The organism is Pseudomonas sp. MF4836, from assembly GCF_002018875.1.
Taxonomy (GTDB): domain Bacteria; phylum Pseudomonadota; class Gammaproteobacteria; order Pseudomonadales; family Pseudomonadaceae; genus Aquipseudomonas.
The window spans coordinates 445,009-463,752 of the sequence record NZ_MVOL01000003.1 but is presented as its reverse complement, the minus strand read 5'-3'; the positions used below and the strand labels follow the sequence as shown (position 1 = coordinate 463,752).

The window sequence follows — 18,744 nt, the reverse complement described above, 5'->3', positions numbered from 1 at the left end:
ACCAGCCGTAGCTGGTTTTTTTAAAAATCATTATCAAACATAAACGAATCCTTATAAACCTTCCTTACAATCTCAGAATTCGAGTGAAAAACAACCTCATTCCTCACTTCCAAATCACTCAACACACCTTTCAAGCTGGATGAATTCTTGAACTGATACTTTTTCTTGATACCTAAGCCATACGCTTTCAAGAACTCAGAGAACAACACGTTCACTTCTTTGAAGAAGGCCGCTTGCTTTTCATTGTCAGGAGCGTCAGACAACACCATTTCATAGCACAACTCATTCAAATACTCAGCAACAGTCGTATCACTGTTGAAGGTCTTCCCATTGTTGAATTTAAACACTTCAAAGCTCAACAACTGAGATTTACTAGCCTTTAAAATATCAAGCTTTTCTTCATACATCATGGCTAGCTTTTGCTGATTGTTGTCAATACGCACAACCTTAATATCATTAGCCTCAACCTTACATACCCTAGCCGTGAATTCTTCACGCACCAAATCCAATGTCTCCCTTGAAAGCGAATCAACAATATCTCTCACTACAATTTCTTGTAGCGTGTAATTTTTCAACTCTAACAAGAATGGGTTAGGCTCACCCATAAAAGTCTTACAGAAATTATCAGCGTCACCGAAATAGGCTGTTTGCTTCTCTTTGTACTTTTGGTTCAGGTATTGCTTAGCCAATGCTGACAATTTATCAGCATAGGTTTTTGGCTTTCTTACTCCATACAAATGTTCATTCTTCAAATTTAATCCCATCATTTCACCTCAGTTTTGTAGTTTATTTTGCGGGTTTCGTTTGCAATGGCAGACTTGACCACTTTCTTAGCATTCTCAATTTTCTCTTTCTCACCGGCCAAATCTCTAACGGCATCATTGAAATCAATACCTGAATCATCCACCTTCGCTTTATGCTCTGGCTCTTCACCAGATGCTTTTGATCTTGCTTTTTGCAAGTCAGCATACTCAGGTGACTCCAAGACTTCTGGCATGTCGAAAGCCTCAGCCAAGAAACGCTCAGTGTCTTCAATGGAATATGGAGCTGGTTCAGCAACAGTCGGTTCATCAAAGGAATTTGTGAACACACCTTCAAGAATGTCTTTGTCAAAATCATAGTCATCATTGTAGTTGTCAGGGATTTGCTCAGACACATAGTCAGGCACATCACCCACAACAGGCTCAGCAGCCGCTGCAGGAAGCTCAGCGTTGACCACAGTATCAACGGCCACATCTACGGCTAAATCAGCAACAGCAACATCTGGTGAAGCTAGGGCGAGCTTGGCAGCTTCCTTCATTTCTTTGAGGACTTCATAAGCCGCTGGGAAGCTGTATTCTTCCTTGGATTCCTTGATTTGTTCCTCAGTCATACCTTCATGTCTAGCAGTCTCAGCCTTCTTGAATTCGGAGTAAGACACCACCTTTTCATCACTCAACCACGTTCCAGCGATTTGCTTAATGTCGATACCTTCAAGACCAGCCAACACCTTGATAACCTCCTTCAAGGTCGCTGGTGTCATTGACTCAACCATGCCTTTCTGGCCTATAAGGTTGTATTTGTCTTTGGAAGGGTCAGCATTCTCACCGTCCTTACCAGAAATCGTTTTGACCAAGCAGCACTTGTTACGGAATTGCTTTACAGGAGCCGCAACCGGGGCTTTTGCAGGCACATCAGCAGACACTGGAACGTCAGGTATGGTCTGTTCATTGACAGGGCTAGAATCGACCGGAGCGGCCTTAGTAGGCACACCATCAGGGGCTGGCGTAGCGGGTGCATCAGGTGCGTCTTTGACACCTTCAACATCCTGATTTTTGGCGTTGTAGTCTTGCGTAGCCTTCTCAGCTTCGGCCACTTGCTCAGGTGTAGCTTGATCGAACTCAGCAAGGTTCTTCATTTCCTTGATTTTGTCGTTGACCATGTATTGCCAGTCTTTGTGGAACACAATCTGTTCTGGCTCAAAACCGGCTTTAATCAACTGATTTAGCTTCTGTTCATAAATCATGCCTAGGTTGTCTTTGTAGCGTTCTCTTGCACTGGCACTGACGTTAAAGTGAACCTTGCCATGACCAAACTTCTTGTAAGCAGCCTCAGCAGCCAATTGACCAGCATTTTCATTGAAGATACCCGCTTCATGAATTTTGATAGAACCGCCACCCGTTCTCCAGCTCAACAACTCACGGTTGTATTTATCATGAATGGTCACGTCATGAATGAACGGCAAAGGAAGATTCTTGTAAGCTGGGGTTTTGTGATGATTGAAATGTAAATCCAATTCTTTCATACGTCTTTCTAGCCAATCATCTTCATCAGCCGCCCTACCGTTCTGGTCATGTAGAGCTTGCTTGATACCATCATGAAGCTTTGTCTTCTTAGAAACGTCTTCAACGTTTTTAGGATTGTAATCTTCATTGAGGTTCTTACGAGCCTCATTAGCTTCATTCAAGTCATTATCATTTTTAGCTAGTTCAGGGTTTGAGAATGAAAAGTCATCTTCAACCTCAGCAGCTACTTTGACAGCGAGCGGCTTCATGGCTTGACGAAGGTTTGTGTAATTCTTGAAATCAGTGGAGCCATCTTTGATAGCTTCAAGTGAGTCTTCAACAAGCTGTTGTTTCTCACCCAAATCATCACGCACTCTAAACTTATTGAAGTCAACACCAATGCTTGGCATGAGATTCTTCAATGCGTCGAGCGTATCGGTGTGTCTGAATGCATCAGCCAACAACGCAACGTAGGTATTGGAGAAATCCTTTTCACCGGCATCAGTCAATTTTGGCGTGATGACAGCAACAGCACTGTAATTATGAGAAACGGTTAAAGCGGGATAATGTGAGTAATCAAAGCTTAAGTCTGGATTATCTTTCAAAATTTGCTTTGTGAATTTTGAATATTCTTTCTTGTATTTTTCATGGGTCGCAGTATCAAGACTGACCTTCTCACCAACAAACTTATTGTCATCAGCGGCATAGCTTGAAGCGATAACTTGATTATTTATTTTAGACATAGATTCCTTATCTTGTTTATATAATATTATTATACCATTTGAATACCTTTAATCAAATATATACAGCATATTTATTAAAGTATTTTAATGCTTATTCTTGCAAAGGGATATTTACATGCAATAATGATATGTAACTAATAACATAAGGTCATTTATGAATGAACAAATAAAAGAGCTTGAGACAATCCACAACCAAACAGAATTTGAAACCACAAAATCAGTAGATGGTCATATAGATATTGGCGATAATTTAGATTTAGGTGATGAGCTTCATGATTTTGATTTTGGGGATGGGGAACTACACCAAACAAAAACAATAGGCGAAACTGTCATTAGAAAGCCGAACATCTTCAGTGAAAAAGAAGCTGAAATTCGTGCTGCAGCTCAGGCCGCTTTTGAAAAATACGGGCCAGTCACAGTGATAATTGTGAATGACAAATCACATTCAGTATTAGTAGAGAAAAAACAGCCAGCGTCAGCTTCCAAACGTGAATTCAAACCTTGGGTTAAACCATTTTTTGGATTATCTGCAGTAGTAGTAACCGCAGCTTTAATCATCAGTTGGATGTATTAAACTATTGGTCTATGAAATGCTGCATTGCCACTCACCAACATCAGCCGTAACAATCAGCCGTAACAATCAGCCGACGAATCACAAACCTAGGCCATCATGTATTGGAGCTTTTTATTAAAGGTCATGGTCAAGTGGCTCATATCATCTATCACAATGATGATGGTTTAAACCAGTTTCATTGCTACGATACTGCAGACAGACAAACAGTGAATTTATTCGGCCAAGACTTCTGTATAGATGATGACTTCATCACTGGTCTAGACTTAGATTTGTTCAGGATGGTCACAATTGACTACGACCATGTAAAGACTTTTACAGATTTTACCTTTGACTACGAAAAGTCATTCAGCATTGCACTGAATGAGCCAAAAGACGCCGGACTTTATGATTACCTGCTAGACATGGAAGGAAGGTATCACAGGTTAAAACAGAGCTAAGCAAACACCAGACAAAAAAAAGCCCCATATAGGGGCTAAAATCATCATTCACACCATTTGGATGTGTGACTAAGAAGACCGGCACTATACCCCACTCCCCCACCGCTTACCAAGCGATACCAGAGCCATTACCACCAGAAGCACAGCCAGAGCTGGTTAGACAGTGGTAAGGCGTGTGTGATGGTTCAGCGTTCACCCTGTTCAATTCTTAACCAATCCTCCGTCTCATCCCCCTACCCTACGATTAGAAAGTATTCATTCATCAAATTATCTTAGTTTTTTGGCAAAATACTTAAAAATAATGGTTGCTGGAGATACCTGAACCTTCTACTATTTGTCTCAACAAGGCACAAAAATAAGCCTTGAAGCCACATCATCATTTCAGTCATTTGGAGATTCACAGCATGAACGCTACCGCCACCAATGCACCAGCCGCCACCACTGAAGTAGATTTCAAAAAGAAATACGAAGAAACCAACGAACCAAGCAATGCTGGCCTTCACAACCCAGTAGCTAAGAATCTGTCTGAAAAAGTCCTGACTTCTTTCTATGACGTGCTGACTCCAAAAGCTGAATTGAATCTTCAAGCTCAGATCAAACAAGCAGCCGCCGTTGGTGACTTCGATGCACTGGAAGCACTGATGGCCCAGCGTAAAGAAATCAAAGCGAACCAAGCGAAAGATGGCAACATCATCAAAGAAATTCGCAAGCATGACTTCCCGCTGGTTCTGAAAGCATTCCGTGCTGAATTCGATGCCATCATCTACGAGATCGCCTACAACGTGCTGACTGGCTCTCATAAGGCCATCGTAGAAGCATCCAAGTCTACCCGTGCCCCGCGTGGCTCCAAGGCTACTGGCGATGATGCTGGTGGTGAAAAAGCTACTCGTAAAAAGTCGCTGTTCAAAGTGACCAAGCCTGATGGCACCGTTGTTGACTTCCCTGTCATCATGGGGCCGAAGGGCAACACCGACTTTAAAGCCGTAGAAGATGCCTACAAAGCTCTTGGCTTTGAAGTGAAGAAAGACGGTGATGAATACGTTGTAGAGCCGGGCACCATCGAGCTGAAAGCCGGTGGTAACGTTATGGTCAACCGTGTGAACCTGATGGAAGCCATCGAGAAACAAACCTCGGCCCAGTTCGACGGCTGGACGGTTGAGAAAATCAAAATTGACTGATTGACCAGTCGATAACAAGAAAGCCCCTTAACCGGGGCTTTTTTGTGTCTGTCTTCCTGACAAAACCTTTGCGGATACAGTGAATATCAGCAGGCTTCCATTGTGACTTGCTCTTGCTTCTCAACCAGATTGGCTTGTTGTATGGCTTCATACACCGCAAACAGAAAACGTTCACAGTAGAAACGAACCTTAGCAAACCTACCCTTCTTAACACGCTTCCTGCCAATCCTAACCACAAACTTAGGGTTCCTTTTAATTGCCTTTGCATTCACGACTTTACAGAGGTGATGGAATTGTATGTATGACACATCAGTAATGTTATATTTCTTGATAAAGTCATTTATCAACAGCAACGGAAAGAACTCAGCATAAGCTTTGTATTCTTGCATCACCCTCACATCAAACTTTTCATATTCTCCACGCTGAACAGAGTGAATAAAGTTTTTATTCCTTAATGTCTTGTTCTTTGTGGTAACTCCCCTCTTCTTTTTAACGCTCATTTCTTTAACCATAAAATTGTTATTCCATTTAATATTCAAGTATTACATATAAATATCCTTTTGCAAGATTGTATCATCATTTAATTGTGCTAACATGATAGTATAAGAACATACTTATTATCATGATTAAAGTTAAAATATCAGCACTTCTGTTAAGCATATTGCTCATAGCAGGATGTTCAGACGAAGGTGACAGAATACCGGGTAAATGTGGCGTCAGTGAAAGCAATGAGAACAAAGTAGCGGGATTCAACTTTGAGCTTTGTGCAGAAAACAAGTCAGCCATCATGACCACCTCTAATATGAAAGGGGCTGGCAAACAAGCAATTCCGAAAGGTGATGAAGCCTATGAAGCTGTTCAAGCTAAGATAGATGCTGACCCAGCTAGTAAGCTCTTACAAGAAGAAGCAAACCTCACAACAGCAGCAGGAAGATTTGCCTATAACTCAATAATCTACTTGATGGGCATATGCATACTCATATGGAACTACGTCAGGATACTAATTTCAAAAGCCGCTCAGGAGCATGACCTACATGAAGAAGGTGTAAGCCGTTACGGGCTAATGGCCTTGTTCATGCCAATGCTTGGCGTCTTCATGCTTTGCCCATGGTTTTGGGGTGATTTAGGTGAAGATGAAAATTCAACAGTAGCTGAACGAGTCTTCACCACCGTGACAATGTGGTCAGATGTTGTTGAAGCTGGCGGTATATCTTCACTCATTGCATGGCAGCAGCAAGGCGATATAGGAGCCGTTGAATCAGAAGCCGCTAGGAAGTATGACCCATCCTACGCAAACGCCCGTAGCATAGCGTTCGCAATGGTTAACGCCGCCCTTCTCGACAACAGAACCGCTAAATTCCATTACAAATACAAAAACTTTGAATTACCCGTTGAGAAAAGAAACGTTGAGTTCCAAGAACCATTGCAGTTCTACTTTACTGACAACTCTATATCTATCAAACGTCTTCCAGATGGAAGCTTGATTGAAAGTGACGCTATAGCCGTACCCGGCCAGATTGAAATAACCACTGTGTTACCACTCAACAACAGTGTGAAGAACGCAGCCAGAGAGCTTAAATCACAGTATCTCACCTCTACCCCAGCCAACTTTGAGCCGACCTTAAAGGAATTTAAAGCGGCCATCATGGCTAAGATTGGTGTAACGGAATCAAACCCTGACATAAACAATGCTGTAACAAGTCAGGCTAATGAGCTGGTTCAACAATCTTTGATGCAAGAAATCAAATCCAACAGCATCATCAAGAAAATTGCAAGACTTAATGAAGAAACACAATGCACCATTAACAGAATGGGGCTTGATGAAGAATACCTAAAAGACATTAAGAACTACCTAAAATTCTTAACGGGCGTAGAAGCGAAAGCTAGATTTGAAGGAGCCATTGAATGTATCGGCGGTAAGAATGGTGCGTTCATGGTTTATGGAGAAAGAACCCTTGATGTGGTAACAGCAGAAAGGAACGCAGCCTTCAAAGAACTTGTTGACGACATTTATTCAATCATAACAGCCCATGCAACAGCATTAGCAAACGTAACAATTGACAAAAGCAATGGTAATTATTGCGTACTTGCTCGTAAAGGCCAAACCACTGACTTTGCACTCTACTACCCACTATGCATTAGACAGTCCGAAGCTAACAGACAAATCATCAACATGGCCGCGAGCAGCTACACCATGTCAGGTAATGGTGAAGGTTCTTATGTAGATACAAACTACGCTTTAAAGGGCAACCACATGCTTGATACGTTGGTAATTGATAATTTCGACACCATCATGAGTGACATGTTTAACAGCGTTGAAGTAAAGGTTGACTTCTACAAAACAGATAAAAACGCTTATCTTGAAAACTTGATTAGAGGTAATTTAGGTGACTCCGACAATCTATTGAAGAACATACTAGAAATCACGCTCAAACCTACCGCCACTTTGAAGCGTGACTTAGGAATGACCGATGAATGCGACGACTTTTTCTATTGTGTGAAGCCCGCTAACGTCATACCAGCGTTGAATAATATTGCTGACAAGCTAATTGATTCAGGGGTTTATGTTGCGTTCTTCTCAATTACAGCTTCACAAATTTCATCTAAATTCACCAAAGGCGAAGACAAATCAGCCAACCTTGAAAATCAATCCAAGAAAAATAAAAGCGGTATGCAAAAGGCATTGACCGTTGTTACAGCGATATTCTCAATGTTCGCTACCCTAGGCTGGATTGAATTGTATGCTGGTGGCTTCATCAAGTATGTTCTAGCTGTTCCTCAGTTGTTTTTCGTTGTGGCTTCATTGATGATAATACTGATGATGATATTCAACCTAATATTGGCACCATTCAGATTCTTATGGTTGTTATGGCCGAACGACAATGACAATTTTGTCTCTAACGGCAAAAAGTTAATCAATGAATTTTTATTCAACGTCACAGCGAAACTAATACTTGTTATGATACAAGCATTCTTTTATCCAATCCTAGGATTTGCATTGTTAGGTGTTTCATTCCTCATGATGCAACTGGCAGACCAAGGCGTAAAAGAAGCAATCTTCTCAACAATGATGTTAGGCCCAATGCTCTACCTCACAGTTGTTGGAATCTTGAAGGCCACCATTGTCTTGTTAGATAAATACATCGAGAGATTAGAAGGCAACGCTTTCATGGCTGGCGTATTGCAGGAAACACTTGATTTGTGCTTCATTGTAATCACCTTCTGCATTCCTCTTCTATTCGTGAGATTAGGCAAGACAAAAGGCATGAATGAGTAACCAGCACCAAATCATCTAATAGAACACTGACTGTCACATGACAGTCATTTCTATTTCAGCCGTTTGAGAATCAGCGAACTTTTTTAATTCAATTGAGAATTTCATCATGTCTTCTCTTTTCAGGGCTTTCTTCATTCGTTGCTTTTGAAGGTCGGCACCTTCTGCATGACGGTACATATCCAGAAATTCCGTAGATACTGGGATTTCAAGCAAGTCACCAGAACGGCCCAGCTTGACCAATAGAAAATATCGCTTGATATGAAGGTCAGCAAAACCGAACATTTTAAACCCGGTATCTTTGACCATAGCCTTAGCGGTTGAGGCACAGACAGAAAGGAATTCATCACCTTTGAGAATTTCTTGATAATCCGGTGATGTAGTTTCAACAAGCTTGTGTTTGATTTGAGCGTAAAAATTAGACATAGGTATCTCCTTTGATTTTTTGTCTTATGTGAATCCTTCTATTGCTAGAGTTGATCGAATTGAAACAGAGTACAAGACCTATACAGGTCTTTTTTCATCAGCTCATTACAGGCTTTGTAGAGCCTTCTGACGTGATTTCACGTAAAAGTAGCTCATAGGCAAGCTCATCTGCCTCAAGGTTATCGAGACTTTCAAATGATCTTATGCCGAAATACAGCGTACCATTTTTGAAATATTCCTTAATGGCATCTGCTTTGAACATTTGCATTCCATTAAGCTTCAGGTCAAAAACTAAGAGAGAAGCCAGTATCTGTAAAACAGTTGATTTACAAGCTAGCTCATCTATGTCGTTCAAAACCAACTCAACAAATTTTAGCTTTTCAGAATCAACCCTATTGACGTTGGTTAGAAAAGACAAGATCAATGTTCCAGCACCACAGCAAATATCACCCACAACCTTTTTAGAATTCCAAGACTTTATTTCCGAATCATCTGGTAGTGCTAGTTTCGTCAAAACATCGGAAATGGATTGTGGAGTATAGAATTGACCTAGCCCTTTTCCTCTATTCTTTCCTTTTCGACCAGTGAGTATAATTTCCTCACTAAGATTAGAAATTACATCAGTGAAGGGCATGTTTTCACTAACCAATTCCCGGTAAATTCCTATAGCTTCAATAAGAGCTTCACCATTAGCCCCTTCTGGAAGTTCGCATTGAAATCCATCATCTATGTAAACATTAGAAGGATATGGCTTACCCTTAGTAACCCATGCTAAAAGAGTTCCCGCACAAGCGTAATCAATAAATAGCTTGAATGCTAATTCTTGGGCTTCACGCTCATGCAACGGCATTGATTGAGTAATTTCAAAGATTTTATTTTTAAGTGCTTTTGTGTTCATGATGTATCCTCTTTATATAATTAGGTGTTTCCTATTCAGTTTTGTCAGTGCTTGTTTAATCAGGACGCTGCGGCTTCTCTGGTGCGTTTCAAACTGGTTTTGCACAGAGCTGACACCTTTTCAAACGCTTTCAAATTACCCGGCTTGATCGAGCTGACAGGCACCCTATCAGGGCTTCTCAACCCCACCATCAGTTGACCGGGCTTTCCCCACTGAGACAGGATGTTGCTGTTGAACACCCTGACCTGATTGATGGGAATCTCATGAGCAATTATCGAAGCCACAACCTGTATGAAGGCTGATTTGCAGGCAAACTCATCAATGTCAGTAAACTCTACATTCATGGTCTTGAAGGCGTCAGGATTCTCTCTATACCGCCCCTTCATCACGCCCAGCTTCAAGCTACCGGCACCACAGCAATCATCAGAGAACTCATGCTTAGCGGCTGAATCATCGGTCAAGATAAGCTCACCGATAAGATAAGAAATGTCGGAGGCAGTGAAGAACTGGCCTAGGCCATCCCCTTTCAAACCAGTCAGCAAGAATTCTTCATGCAGCATTGTGAAAATATCTTCAAATGGCTCACTAGCTTTAACCAAGTAAAAATAGCTTAACAATGCGTCACCAAGGACAAAATCACACCCAGACTGTTCATATCCATGCACAATGTCTTTCTTGCGAATGAAGATTGCACCATCTGCAACATCTTCATTAACATTCAACGTCACCCACTTTTCACAGACCATTTCAAAGGCATATTCAATGAATAGTTTGTAAGCGGCTGAAATGCTGTTTCTATCGCTACCTTTGAGACAACCACCAACCTTTTGCAAATCGCTTTTGAATTTCACCAGAAGCTTTTGATTTACATTTTCTTTCATATCCCATCCTTAATTTGTTTAGTAAAAATACGTAGAGTATTCGCCGCAACAATCCTTTCAACACACATTCCCAAAACAGTATCAAGACCATCTCTAATTTCATCCTTTGTTTTAGACAGCTCAAAAGACTCATAAACCTTGACAAACATTTTCAAGACAGTTTCTGCAAATTTCGTAATTTTCATATCCTCATTTCTAGCCCAACAGATTAAAGCAACAAATGTTTCAGCTACCATTTCACTAACTCTGTATGTGCGACCACCAACTTTCATTACAAGATAGTAGTTGCTATAACGAGTTGCAGAATTATCAATTCTCAACATTCTGAATTTATCTAGATTAATCTGAATCAATTGACCAGCCCAATAAAGATGCTGTATTTCTGGGTTTTTATCGGCAAAGGCTTTCATAGTCTCAAACTCTTCCTCTGCCTCAATCATATCTATAGTTATTTCTTTCATCACATATCCCCTTATTATATTTCAATCTAACTTTTGGACAAACCATTAAACAAAACACACATATTATGATTCAAAGTACAGCTCAATCACGCCCAATACATCATCTGTGTCAAAGTCTTTTTCACCTTCAACTAGCTCATAAAATTCAGGGCCAAGTACACATTCCATAAGGTCTGAGAAATCCCCAGCCATCAATTTAAGTTTTGAATTCAAGAATATTTCAACAGTGCCTTCATCCAGAATCATTGTGACAGATTGGCACATTGAGCATATCAGTAGTTCGATAAGTGCAAATGCATCATCATCACACATGCTGGCTGATTTTTCTTTTACAGCCCAGTACAGAGAGCGGTAATTCATCATTTCACCAATAGCAGCCATAATAGAAAGCTGTTCAGGAGAATGATTTTTATCAACCAGTGACTTCATAGGCTCACTCATAAAGTCACCTACTAGTTCGTTGAATGTTTGCTCACCTACATCTTCACTCACATTATGAATGATTTCGACCTTACCCAGTTCTTCATTGAAACTAAGTTTCATATGTGGGTTCATCCAGCTGATAACCCTTTCCATAAACCAAAATTTATCAGCGTTGGGCCTATCAGACTCCACTACGGTGCAAGCGTAGTAATACAATTCTCTATAGTTATTTACTTCAAGAGCAATATTAGCATCGACAGGAACATTATTAATTTCGCACTTAGACATTTAATCACCTCTTCATTTCTTCATAAGCTAAACCCTGATTGGTTAAGACGAAACAAATATATAGTTTGAAATTAAACTTGTCTACAGAAATAAATTGACAGGAGCCATTGTAACGTGCTAATCAAAAAACACATTTATTGTCTAAGCCTTAAGTTACGTGGCTTGTAGAAGGTCAAAAATCATAACTAACATTTATTAAAACTATCTAAATCCGACGAACGGTATAGATATACAATAAATCTGATTTTTGTTTTGGCATCTTACTTATGCTTCCCGAGTTTTAAATCATACTCTTTAATTAGGTTAATTATTTGCCATAGTCCATTTATATATTATAATGATATTATATAATCTCACTTTAATTCATGAAATACATAATTATTGCCGTTCTTGCCCTCTTCCTGTCAGGTTGCTATGACAAAACCATTCAGTCAGAAGTCAATGAAAATGCCGTCACTACCTCACAAGACAAGATAGATACCAACCTCAAGAACAATATCATTGAAGCAGCCGTTGGGTGCAGTGCCGCAAAAGTCATCATCAACCACACAAACAAGAAATTTCTATTTTTTGGAGACAGCCTTGCACCTGACTACAACTGTTCAGGTAAAGAAGGTACTGAGGGAAGAGACAACACAAACCCTATCCCATCCATCGTTGGTGAAGCGAATGAAAACATAAGAACAGTCGTAGGTTGGTTTGTAACGACTGGTATGGCTTACCTCATGTACTTAATTTTCTTCCAAAAAAATCTAGCATTAGCAGCTTCAAGCAAGGTAAGAACACAAAATTTCGTAATCAAGAAATTGCACGCAATGTTTGAATATTTTGTTGCAGTTGGTTTAGGAAGCTTGCTTTTTTGGACGGTGTTTTCAATCAGTGAAAACTGGGCAACGACCTACCAACGTATTGAATCGACCAACGCATTAACAAAAGAAATATCTGTTAAATTCCCTGACTTTTCATTCAAGAACGGTAGATTAGGCAACATTCTTGATTATCAGATTTGCGTCAAATCAAATTCATTCAGCGAAAAAGACCAAGACCCTTCAATCAAAATCCTTAAAACCGCTGGTGGTAGGTCAATCTCAGCTTCCTATGGTCGCTGTAAGCTCGTAGGGGCTTACCTAATAGACAACAAAGGTGTGACCATAGCTAAAGAATATGGCCTATTCGACTACACCGCTATGCAAGATAAAGCACTGGCTGATGCCTTAGCTAAATTCGTCAAGAATGCTGACCTCATAGCAGCGAATTACAGCAAAAGTCTTTTACCGTTCGGTATAAGCTCCAAATTCAATGAAGGCACAGCTTCATGCGGGGTTGAGTCACTTGCTGGGGTTGATACACGTTTCTTCTCATCCATTGAGCTTGAAAAATACAAGGCTTACGCTCTCAACTGTATCAGCAGAGAGTTTGTGTATGACTTGACCAAAGCCAAAGACATGACAATGGATTCAATAGATACCCAACAAGCTCAGCTTCAACATAGAAACGCCTTCATTTGTTCGTCTGGATATGAACAGAAAGGAATGATGCTCAGTGAAGATACAGAGAAATTCTACAAGCAGTGCATTCAAGACAACTGTAACAGTCTTACATCACCCTACGCCTGCAGCACGGCTCTCAATAGCTACTTTGTGATGAAGGATGATGAGTTTAGACAATTTCTTACGCTTCCAGTCTCCGACAAAAGAAGAAGAATTGTTGATAACAACTCAGCTCAAAAAATCGTCAACACATTCAATGCTGACTTTACCGTTCTTGAACAAAGAGAATTCTACCAATCTGGCGGTACTGTCTTAGCGACATTCCCTATTTCAGTGGTTCAAGGTGAACTACAAATCAAGGAGATTGAAAGAACCTTCACTATTGGTCATCAGAATGTAGCCAATGGTATGAATGGCTTTGGATTTGAAAGTGTTTTAGGCCGATTCACTGGCCGTGATGGTTTTGCTGGGTCTAAGAAATTTGTGGTGTGTATGCAACATCCTAACGTCATGCATGATGGTTTTGATTGTGGAAACATCTACAACGAAATGTATGCATACGGCTTGAAGATGAGCATTGTAGGAACTCAACTGAAAGTAGCCACAGCTATCAACAAGGCATCGGGCAAAGTCAGCGTGAAAGGCAAAGGAGCAACAGAACTTTCTGACCAAGTTGAATACACGATGATGAAAAAGGTAGTAGGAATGTTTGCCAAAGCCGCACAATCAAGAAAATTGATTGCTTGGGCTGTCCCAGTCTTAACAGACGCTGGTGGTGGAGTAATAGCCTTAGCAGCTAATGACGATGGTTTTGCTGACTCATTCTATGAGAAGACTGGTAACTATACTGAATTTTATACAATGATGTTATTCGCACAGCTAAACGATGGAGCAGCTACAATTGTTTCAAACGCAGCCAATGCTATGACAGCAGCCGGTCAATTCTTCATGTATCTCTTACCGTTGTCTGACTATTTCATTTTCTTTGCAATCATCACTGGGATGATTACCAACATCATGTTTGACAGTGTAACCATCATGCTACGCTGGTTTGTGAATTTAGATGCTGAACCAGAAAGAAGAGACTTAGACAGAACAGCTATTATCATCATTTGTGAGAAATTATTGTTGGCTTGCTTGAACGCTACTTTTGCATTCACGATGATTCCGCACATTTTCTCACAGACAATGATTCACGTTGTAGGTGATTTAAACAAATTCTCAGGTGCTTTGTTTGGCTGGGAAGATGGAATGAAAGCCACAGTTATATGTTTGGTCATCTCAGTATTGGTTTTTGTAGTATTTTACAAGATAACTTCTTCCTTGATGAGTAGAGTATCAGCACACTTTGAACACTTCACGCATGGCAAGGTTTCAAGACAAGATATGAGAGTTCAAGGTATTCAAGAAGCTAAAGTTGTAGCAAAAGCATATAGAGGGCGAGTAGCGGCATAACATCGGGTTGGACAGTGTGTAATTTGTGTTTGATTATTAGATTGGTGTTTATTCTGGCGTTATTGTGTTGACTGAAAGTTGTTTAGTTAATATGTTTTCTCAATGGTAAAGTTGGTTGTAATTTGAAAATACTACAGTAATCCGCTTGAGTTTCGGCACTCATATGTTATACTTAAAGTAAGAACTTAAAGGAGGTTCGTATGAATATTAAAGTTATCGGTATGGGCGTTATTGCTTGGGTTGTAATGTTTGGCGTCTTTGCATTGTCGTTAAAAGGTTTGGTTGATTGGAAATTGTTAGAGGCTAGAAACGTTGGTGTTGCAGTTATTGCGGCATCTATCTTCATGTTGTTCTTGCCTAAATTGCTCAGCATCATCACGGATGAAGACGAGTTCAGTTCTTCTATGATGATTGTTTCAATGTTGGTTGGTTGTGCTGTTATCGTTGCCTTGTCTCACTCTTTCATGTATTCCCTTTTGTTCATCGGGTTTGTGAAAGGTCTTGAAGCTTGCGGCCTCTTCAAAGCAATGTTCCGTGGTATTGGTAACATGCTGGGTGCTGGTTACGTTGCGGTTGCTGGCAAGAAGACTAAGAAACGTTACATCTAATTCACTTCCTTTAAGTTCTAAATAGCCTCCTTCATTGGGGGCTTTTTTATGCCTGTATGATTTGCGTTAAATTTCTTAAGTATTATAATGTTAAGTAATAACATCGAAGAATATTATGTCAGCCAAGGAATTTATACAGAATAGAGCACAAGCACAAGAAAGACGCGAGAAGAACATTCATTTCAGAGTCACCGATGATAAGTTAATCATCATCAGCCCAAACCATTTTGAACCCAAGCACCTACCCTTCTTTTCAGCCATCCTTGAAAACGAGCAAGCTAACGCTCAGCTAATCAAACCCTTCAAAGAAGGTCATCTTGCCTACGCTCACAGCTATGGCCCGCTGATGATGGACAAACATCACCATTTTGAGAATGTGAATGACCCTCTCTCATTCATCAAGCTCAATGACCTTCAAGACAGGTTCAGCTTCTTCCAGACCAGTGACACCATCGTCATAGTGGATAGAGACAGGGAGCTATGGCACACGAACGCTACCGGGCTTTTTGAGACGTTCCAGACTGGTGATGTGATAACCCTCAAGGATGGTCAGCCAGCCACCTTGCTTGGCCTAGAACTAGAAGCCACCTACGACAACCTGCAGGTGTTGGGAATGCTGTCTGAGAACGTCGATACCTACCACCATGACCAGAACCGAGCAGATCCGGCACCAGTGATTGAGCCTATCCCTGAACCTGTTCCAGTGGCTCTACCAGAAGCCCTACCCGCCCGTAAATTCAGCGTTCAGAAGGTAATCGTCAATCTATGCGAACTTTACCGCAACAACGAAACCAGCGTGATCGAGCAGGCCGACTTTAAGCGTCGATTCGACCGTCAGACAGACCCTTTGGTCAAGATGGATGGATTCAACGCCAAGCACCTCTACACCGACCCAGCGTCTGTTAAATCCTTTCTGTTGAACATTCCACACGCTGCCAAGGTAGCGATGGCCGCTAACAGGAATTCACTCTACTCACTCCTATCCAACTACCACCACAAGGCACAGAACGCCGTGGAGAAGTTTGAGTATGCCTATGGCCCGGTCAACGAGTTTTGCCCAGCGGCTACTGAGCAGGTCATAGCCTATCTAGCCTTCCTTGATGACAAGAAACTATTGGGTAAAGACCAGTTGATGAAACAAGGGCTTGAACGTCTGGAAAAGGCCAGCATCATGACCAACATGAACACCGACTACACCAGTGAGAAATTCACCATGCAAGACTTAAAAGCTCATCTGGTGAAAAGCTTTGAACAGATAGAAGATAAGAAACACGAAAGATTCAAGATACGCTACAAAACACAATAAGCCCTTAACGGGCTTTTTTGCCTGACTACTATTCATTCTAAATACCCTACCATTCTTGTAAATTGATTTGATTGTATTATAATATTAAGTAATAACAACAGAAGGACTATCATGTATGAAGGTATAGACCAAGCTAAATTAGGAGAAGAGATAGAAAACTTTGTCAACTTCTTTGATGAGAACAAACCGCTATTCAGCAAAAACGTTTTAACTGAGCCATTAGTACCCCATGACGTTCACCTTCTTGTGCAGTCATACATAAAATCAAAATATGGTTTTTACAACGAAAACTTACCAGAAGAAATAACAGCCCTTGGAGCTTATGAGCGTCTAATCAAATCTCTTCCGGCTGATGAAAAGAAGATAGGAACATCATTAGGTCAAGAATTCGAGTATTTCGACTCAGCGAGTTTGAAGGGTTGCACGCCAGAATATGCCTTGCAGAAATTCAAGTTATCCCTATCCGGTCATGAGCATTTATTCAGTAATCTCATAAAATACAGTGAAGAACAGAACGAACAACGTAAATCACTTGGAAGTATTCTTTATGATGATACTGGTTTGCAATTCTCCAATATCTATTCTGAATCTCTTGAACAAAGCATTATAAACCGAGCATCATCTTTAAGCTTAGCTGCTCAAGAAGCTGAATTTCCTGCCATGAGACAAGAACACAGTGACATTGTGTTTGAGCCGGGTGAATGGACTGAAGGTAAATTCAAGAAAACTGACGTTCACTTTACGGGTGAAACAGAGAAGCTATTCATCAAGATTGGTGAACGTCTCATTGAACGTCTAGAAACAAATGACCGTTCAGGCATACCACCTTGGCAAGACCCGGTGTTTCAGCTCTCAGGCATGAACCCTAAGACCGGCTACAAATATGGCAATGAAAATCAGGTGCTTCTCATGGATGACACCGAATCCAGAGGGTTTAAGGCACCGCTCTATATGAGCTTCAATGACGCTATCAACACAGGGTTTGCCATGCCGAAAGGCACCAAGGGAACCCCTATCATTCAGCGTTTCGGTATGAAGGGTAAAGCCATTGAAACCACCAATGAATCAGGTGAATCTCAACCAGTTCTAGACACCAATGGCGAACCACAACACTTCTGGCGTAGAGCGGCTAAGACCGTCACCGTCTTCAACATCGACCAGCTTGAATGGAAGCATGAAGACAAGCCTGACCCACGTATTAAGTGGTTGGAAGAGTTCAAGAAGCCTCAGTTGAAAGCCATCAACAATGACGACCTAGTGACGTTCAGAGACTCTTACCTCAAATCCATAGACATTCCGATTACCAGAGGCGGTACCACGAACTACTACCTTCCTAAAAGGAACGCTATCAATCTGGCTCACAGCGATAACTTCAAAAGCCCGTTGCAGGAAATTTCAACCACCTTCCATGAAGACGCTCACGCTCAGGGACACCCTTCAAAGCTCAATCGTCAGTCATTGAACGACTACAACATTTCAAATGCTCATAGGGGCTTTGAAGAGCTTCTAGTGAACGTAGCCGCTCAACAGCTCGTTAGACACTATGGCCTCGACCAGAACGAGCAGCAGCAAGCCTATAACGCCAACGAGGACGCCTATAACCTTGGCTGGGCAATACCAGCGTTCAAGAAAGACCCGTTGTTGATAGTCGAAGCTATGCGTCAGTCTCAACAATGCTTTGAGTCAATGAAGACCCGCATTGACGCTCAATTGAAGCTAGACAACGTTCATCACATCTTCTGTAAACCAGAGCCTGAAAAGGTCGAGCCAGCACCATTAGCTAACAAGAACGCATACAAGAAACCAGCTAATGATGATAGCAAATACAAATCAACCACTAACCAATTGAGGAACTTAATATGATTAAAGAATACTACACCATTGAAGACGCTATTGCGTTGTCTGGACTATCAGCAAAAGACTATTTCAGCTACATGGAAGGCGATTTAAAACCAGAAGAAGAAATCTTGCCTGAGCTATTCATTAATAGCCCTGAAGAAGAGGAAGAATTAATTAAACAATTATCAAGAGGATAACT

The 18,744-nt window shown here is 41.0% G+C and carries 16 protein-coding genes; 8 read left to right on the top strand and 8 right to left on the bottom strand.

Annotated features, from left to right (window positions below):
- Positions 1-20: 20 nt before the first annotated feature.
- Positions 21-767 (bottom strand): hypothetical protein, encoded by a 747-nt coding sequence (locus MF4836_RS08860; RefSeq protein WP_078470018.1) that lies wholly within the window; start codon positions 765-767, stop codon positions 21-23.
- Positions 764-3,007, bottom strand: coding sequence for a hypothetical protein (locus MF4836_RS08855; RefSeq protein WP_078470017.1), 2,244 nt, complete (start codon positions 3,005-3,007; stop codon positions 764-766). The genes MF4836_RS08860 and MF4836_RS08855 overlap by 4 nt, the downstream gene beginning before the upstream one ends.
- Before the next feature lie 154 nt (positions 3,008-3,161).
- Here MF4836_RS08855 and MF4836_RS34915 point away from each other — a divergent pair, with 154 nt between their 5' ends.
- Together MF4836_RS34915 and MF4836_RS08845 are read left to right on the top strand one after the other, a co-directional pair.
- Positions 3,162-3,581, top strand: a complete 420-nt coding sequence (locus MF4836_RS34915) for a hypothetical protein (RefSeq protein WP_153050211.1) — start codon at positions 3,162-3,164, stop codon at positions 3,579-3,581.
- Between the two features lie 841 nt (positions 3,582-4,422).
- The gene (locus MF4836_RS08845) at positions 4,423-5,196 is read left to right on the top strand and encodes a hypothetical protein (RefSeq protein ID WP_078470015.1); all 774 of its coding nucleotides are present in this window, start codon (positions 4,423-4,425) and stop codon (positions 5,194-5,196) included.
- Positions 5,197-5,282: 86 nt separating this feature from the next.
- Here MF4836_RS08845 and MF4836_RS08840 read toward each other — a convergent pair whose 3' ends face one another.
- A complete protein-coding gene (locus MF4836_RS08840) occupies positions 5,283-5,708 on the bottom strand; it encodes a hypothetical protein (protein WP_078470014.1) in 426 nt (141 codons plus the stop codon).
- A gap of 110 nt (positions 5,709-5,818) precedes the next feature.
- Here MF4836_RS08840 and MF4836_RS08835 point away from each other — a divergent pair, with 110 nt between their 5' ends.
- Entirely contained in the window at positions 5,819-8,473 is a 2,655-nt protein-coding gene (locus MF4836_RS08835; protein WP_153050210.1) for a hypothetical protein, read from the top strand.
- A gap of 33 nt (positions 8,474-8,506) precedes the next feature.
- On the opposite strand, the gene MF4836_RS08830 is transcribed toward MF4836_RS08835, so the two are convergent.
- The 5 genes from MF4836_RS08830 to MF4836_RS08810 all read right to left on the bottom strand — a co-directional run bounded on the left by MF4836_RS08830 (position 8,507) and on the right by MF4836_RS08810 (position 11,847).
- Positions 8,507-8,896: a hypothetical protein gene (locus MF4836_RS08830; protein ID WP_078470012.1), complete on the bottom strand. Its 390-nt coding sequence runs from the start codon at positions 8,894-8,896 to the stop codon at positions 8,507-8,509.
- 97 nt (positions 8,897-8,993) lie between these two features.
- Positions 8,994-9,794 (bottom strand): N-6 DNA methylase, encoded by an 801-nt coding sequence (locus tag MF4836_RS34910; RefSeq protein ID WP_153050209.1) that lies wholly within the window; start codon positions 9,792-9,794, stop codon positions 8,994-8,996.
- 59 nt (positions 9,795-9,853) lie between these two features.
- Positions 9,854-10,675: a hypothetical protein gene (locus MF4836_RS08820; protein WP_078470010.1), complete on the bottom strand. Its 822-nt coding sequence runs from the start codon at positions 10,673-10,675 to the stop codon at positions 9,854-9,856.
- Complete coding sequence (locus MF4836_RS08815) at positions 10,672-11,136, bottom strand: hypothetical protein (protein ID WP_078470009.1); 465 nt, start codon at positions 11,134-11,136, stop codon at positions 10,672-10,674. The genes MF4836_RS08820 and MF4836_RS08815 overlap by 4 nt, the downstream gene beginning before the upstream one ends.
- Positions 11,137-11,199: 63 nt before the next feature.
- Positions 11,200-11,847: a hypothetical protein gene (locus tag MF4836_RS08810; protein WP_078470008.1), complete on the bottom strand. Its 648-nt coding sequence runs from the start codon at positions 11,845-11,847 to the stop codon at positions 11,200-11,202.
- Between the two features lie 365 nt (positions 11,848-12,212).
- Here MF4836_RS08810 and MF4836_RS08805 point away from each other — a divergent pair, with 365 nt between their 5' ends.
- The 5 genes from MF4836_RS08805 (at position 12,213) to MF4836_RS35350 (ending at position 18,742) form a co-directional block, all read left to right on the top strand.
- A complete protein-coding gene (locus MF4836_RS08805; protein WP_078470007.1) occupies positions 12,213-14,792 on the top strand; it encodes a hypothetical protein in 2,580 nt (859 codons plus the stop codon).
- A gap of 200 nt (positions 14,793-14,992) precedes the next feature.
- A complete protein-coding gene (locus MF4836_RS08800; protein ID WP_078470006.1) occupies positions 14,993-15,400 on the top strand; it encodes a hypothetical protein in 408 nt (135 codons plus the stop codon).
- A 115-nt stretch (positions 15,401-15,515) separates the two neighbouring features.
- Positions 15,516-16,706, top strand: coding sequence for a hypothetical protein (locus MF4836_RS08795; RefSeq protein WP_078470005.1), 1,191 nt, complete (start codon positions 15,516-15,518; stop codon positions 16,704-16,706).
- Positions 16,707-16,817: 111 nt separating this feature from the next.
- Positions 16,818-18,569: an ArdC-like ssDNA-binding domain-containing protein gene (locus tag MF4836_RS08790; protein WP_078470004.1), complete on the top strand. Its 1,752-nt coding sequence runs from the start codon at positions 16,818-16,820 to the stop codon at positions 18,567-18,569.
- Positions 18,566-18,742 carry a hypothetical protein gene (locus MF4836_RS35350; RefSeq protein ID WP_161955735.1) on the top strand — a complete coding sequence of 59 codons (177 nt, stop codon included), beginning with the start codon at positions 18,566-18,568 and terminating at the stop codon, positions 18,740-18,742. Before MF4836_RS08790 ends, MF4836_RS35350 begins: the two co-directional genes overlap by 4 nt.
- Positions 18,743-18,744 lie beyond the last annotated feature (2 nt).

What these genes read in the sequence shown, in the direction of transcription:
- MF4836_RS08790 (WP_078470004.1), top strand. Translation starts at nt 16,818, where the DNA reads ATGTATGAAGGTATAGACCAAGCTAAATTAGGAGAAGAGATAGAAAAC.
- MF4836_RS08840 (WP_078470014.1), bottom strand. Translation starts at nt 5,708, where the DNA reads ATGGTTAAAGAAATGAGCGTTAAAAAGAAGAGGGGAGTTACCACAAAG.
- MF4836_RS08845 (WP_078470015.1), top strand. Translation starts at nt 4,423, where the DNA reads ATGAACGCTACCGCCACCAATGCACCAGCCGCCACCACTGAAGTAGAT.
- MF4836_RS08815 (WP_078470009.1), bottom strand. Translation starts at nt 11,136, where the DNA reads ATGAAAGAAATAACTATAGATATGATTGAGGCAGAGGAAGAGTTTGAG.
- MF4836_RS08835 (WP_153050210.1), top strand. Translation starts at nt 5,819, where the DNA reads ATGATTAAAGTTAAAATATCAGCACTTCTGTTAAGCATATTGCTCATA.
- MF4836_RS08805 (WP_078470007.1), top strand. Translation starts at nt 12,213, where the DNA reads ATGAAATACATAATTATTGCCGTTCTTGCCCTCTTCCTGTCAGGTTGC.
- MF4836_RS08860 (WP_078470018.1), bottom strand. Translation starts at nt 767, where the DNA reads ATGATGGGATTAAATTTGAAGAATGAACATTTGTATGGAGTAAGAAAG.
- MF4836_RS08795 (WP_078470005.1), top strand. Translation starts at nt 15,516, where the DNA reads ATGTCAGCCAAGGAATTTATACAGAATAGAGCACAAGCACAAGAAAGA.
- MF4836_RS34915 (WP_153050211.1), top strand. Translation starts at nt 3,162, where the DNA reads ATGAATGAACAAATAAAAGAGCTTGAGACAATCCACAACCAAACAGAA.
- MF4836_RS08855 (WP_078470017.1), bottom strand. Translation starts at nt 3,007, where the DNA reads ATGTCTAAAATAAATAATCAAGTTATCGCTTCAAGCTATGCCGCTGAT.
- MF4836_RS35350 (WP_161955735.1), top strand. Translation starts at nt 18,566, where the DNA reads ATGATTAAAGAATACTACACCATTGAAGACGCTATTGCGTTGTCTGGA.
- MF4836_RS08800 (WP_078470006.1), top strand. Translation starts at nt 14,993, where the DNA reads ATGAATATTAAAGTTATCGGTATGGGCGTTATTGCTTGGGTTGTAATG.
- MF4836_RS34910 (WP_153050209.1), bottom strand. Translation starts at nt 9,794, where the DNA reads ATGAACACAAAAGCACTTAAAAATAAAATCTTTGAAATTACTCAATCA.
- MF4836_RS08830 (WP_078470012.1), bottom strand. Translation starts at nt 8,896, where the DNA reads ATGTCTAATTTTTACGCTCAAATCAAACACAAGCTTGTTGAAACTACA.
- MF4836_RS08820 (WP_078470010.1), bottom strand. Translation starts at nt 10,675, where the DNA reads ATGAAAGAAAATGTAAATCAAAAGCTTCTGGTGAAATTCAAAAGCGAT.
- MF4836_RS08810 (WP_078470008.1), bottom strand. Translation starts at nt 11,847, where the DNA reads ATGTCTAAGTGCGAAATTAATAATGTTCCTGTCGATGCTAATATTGCT.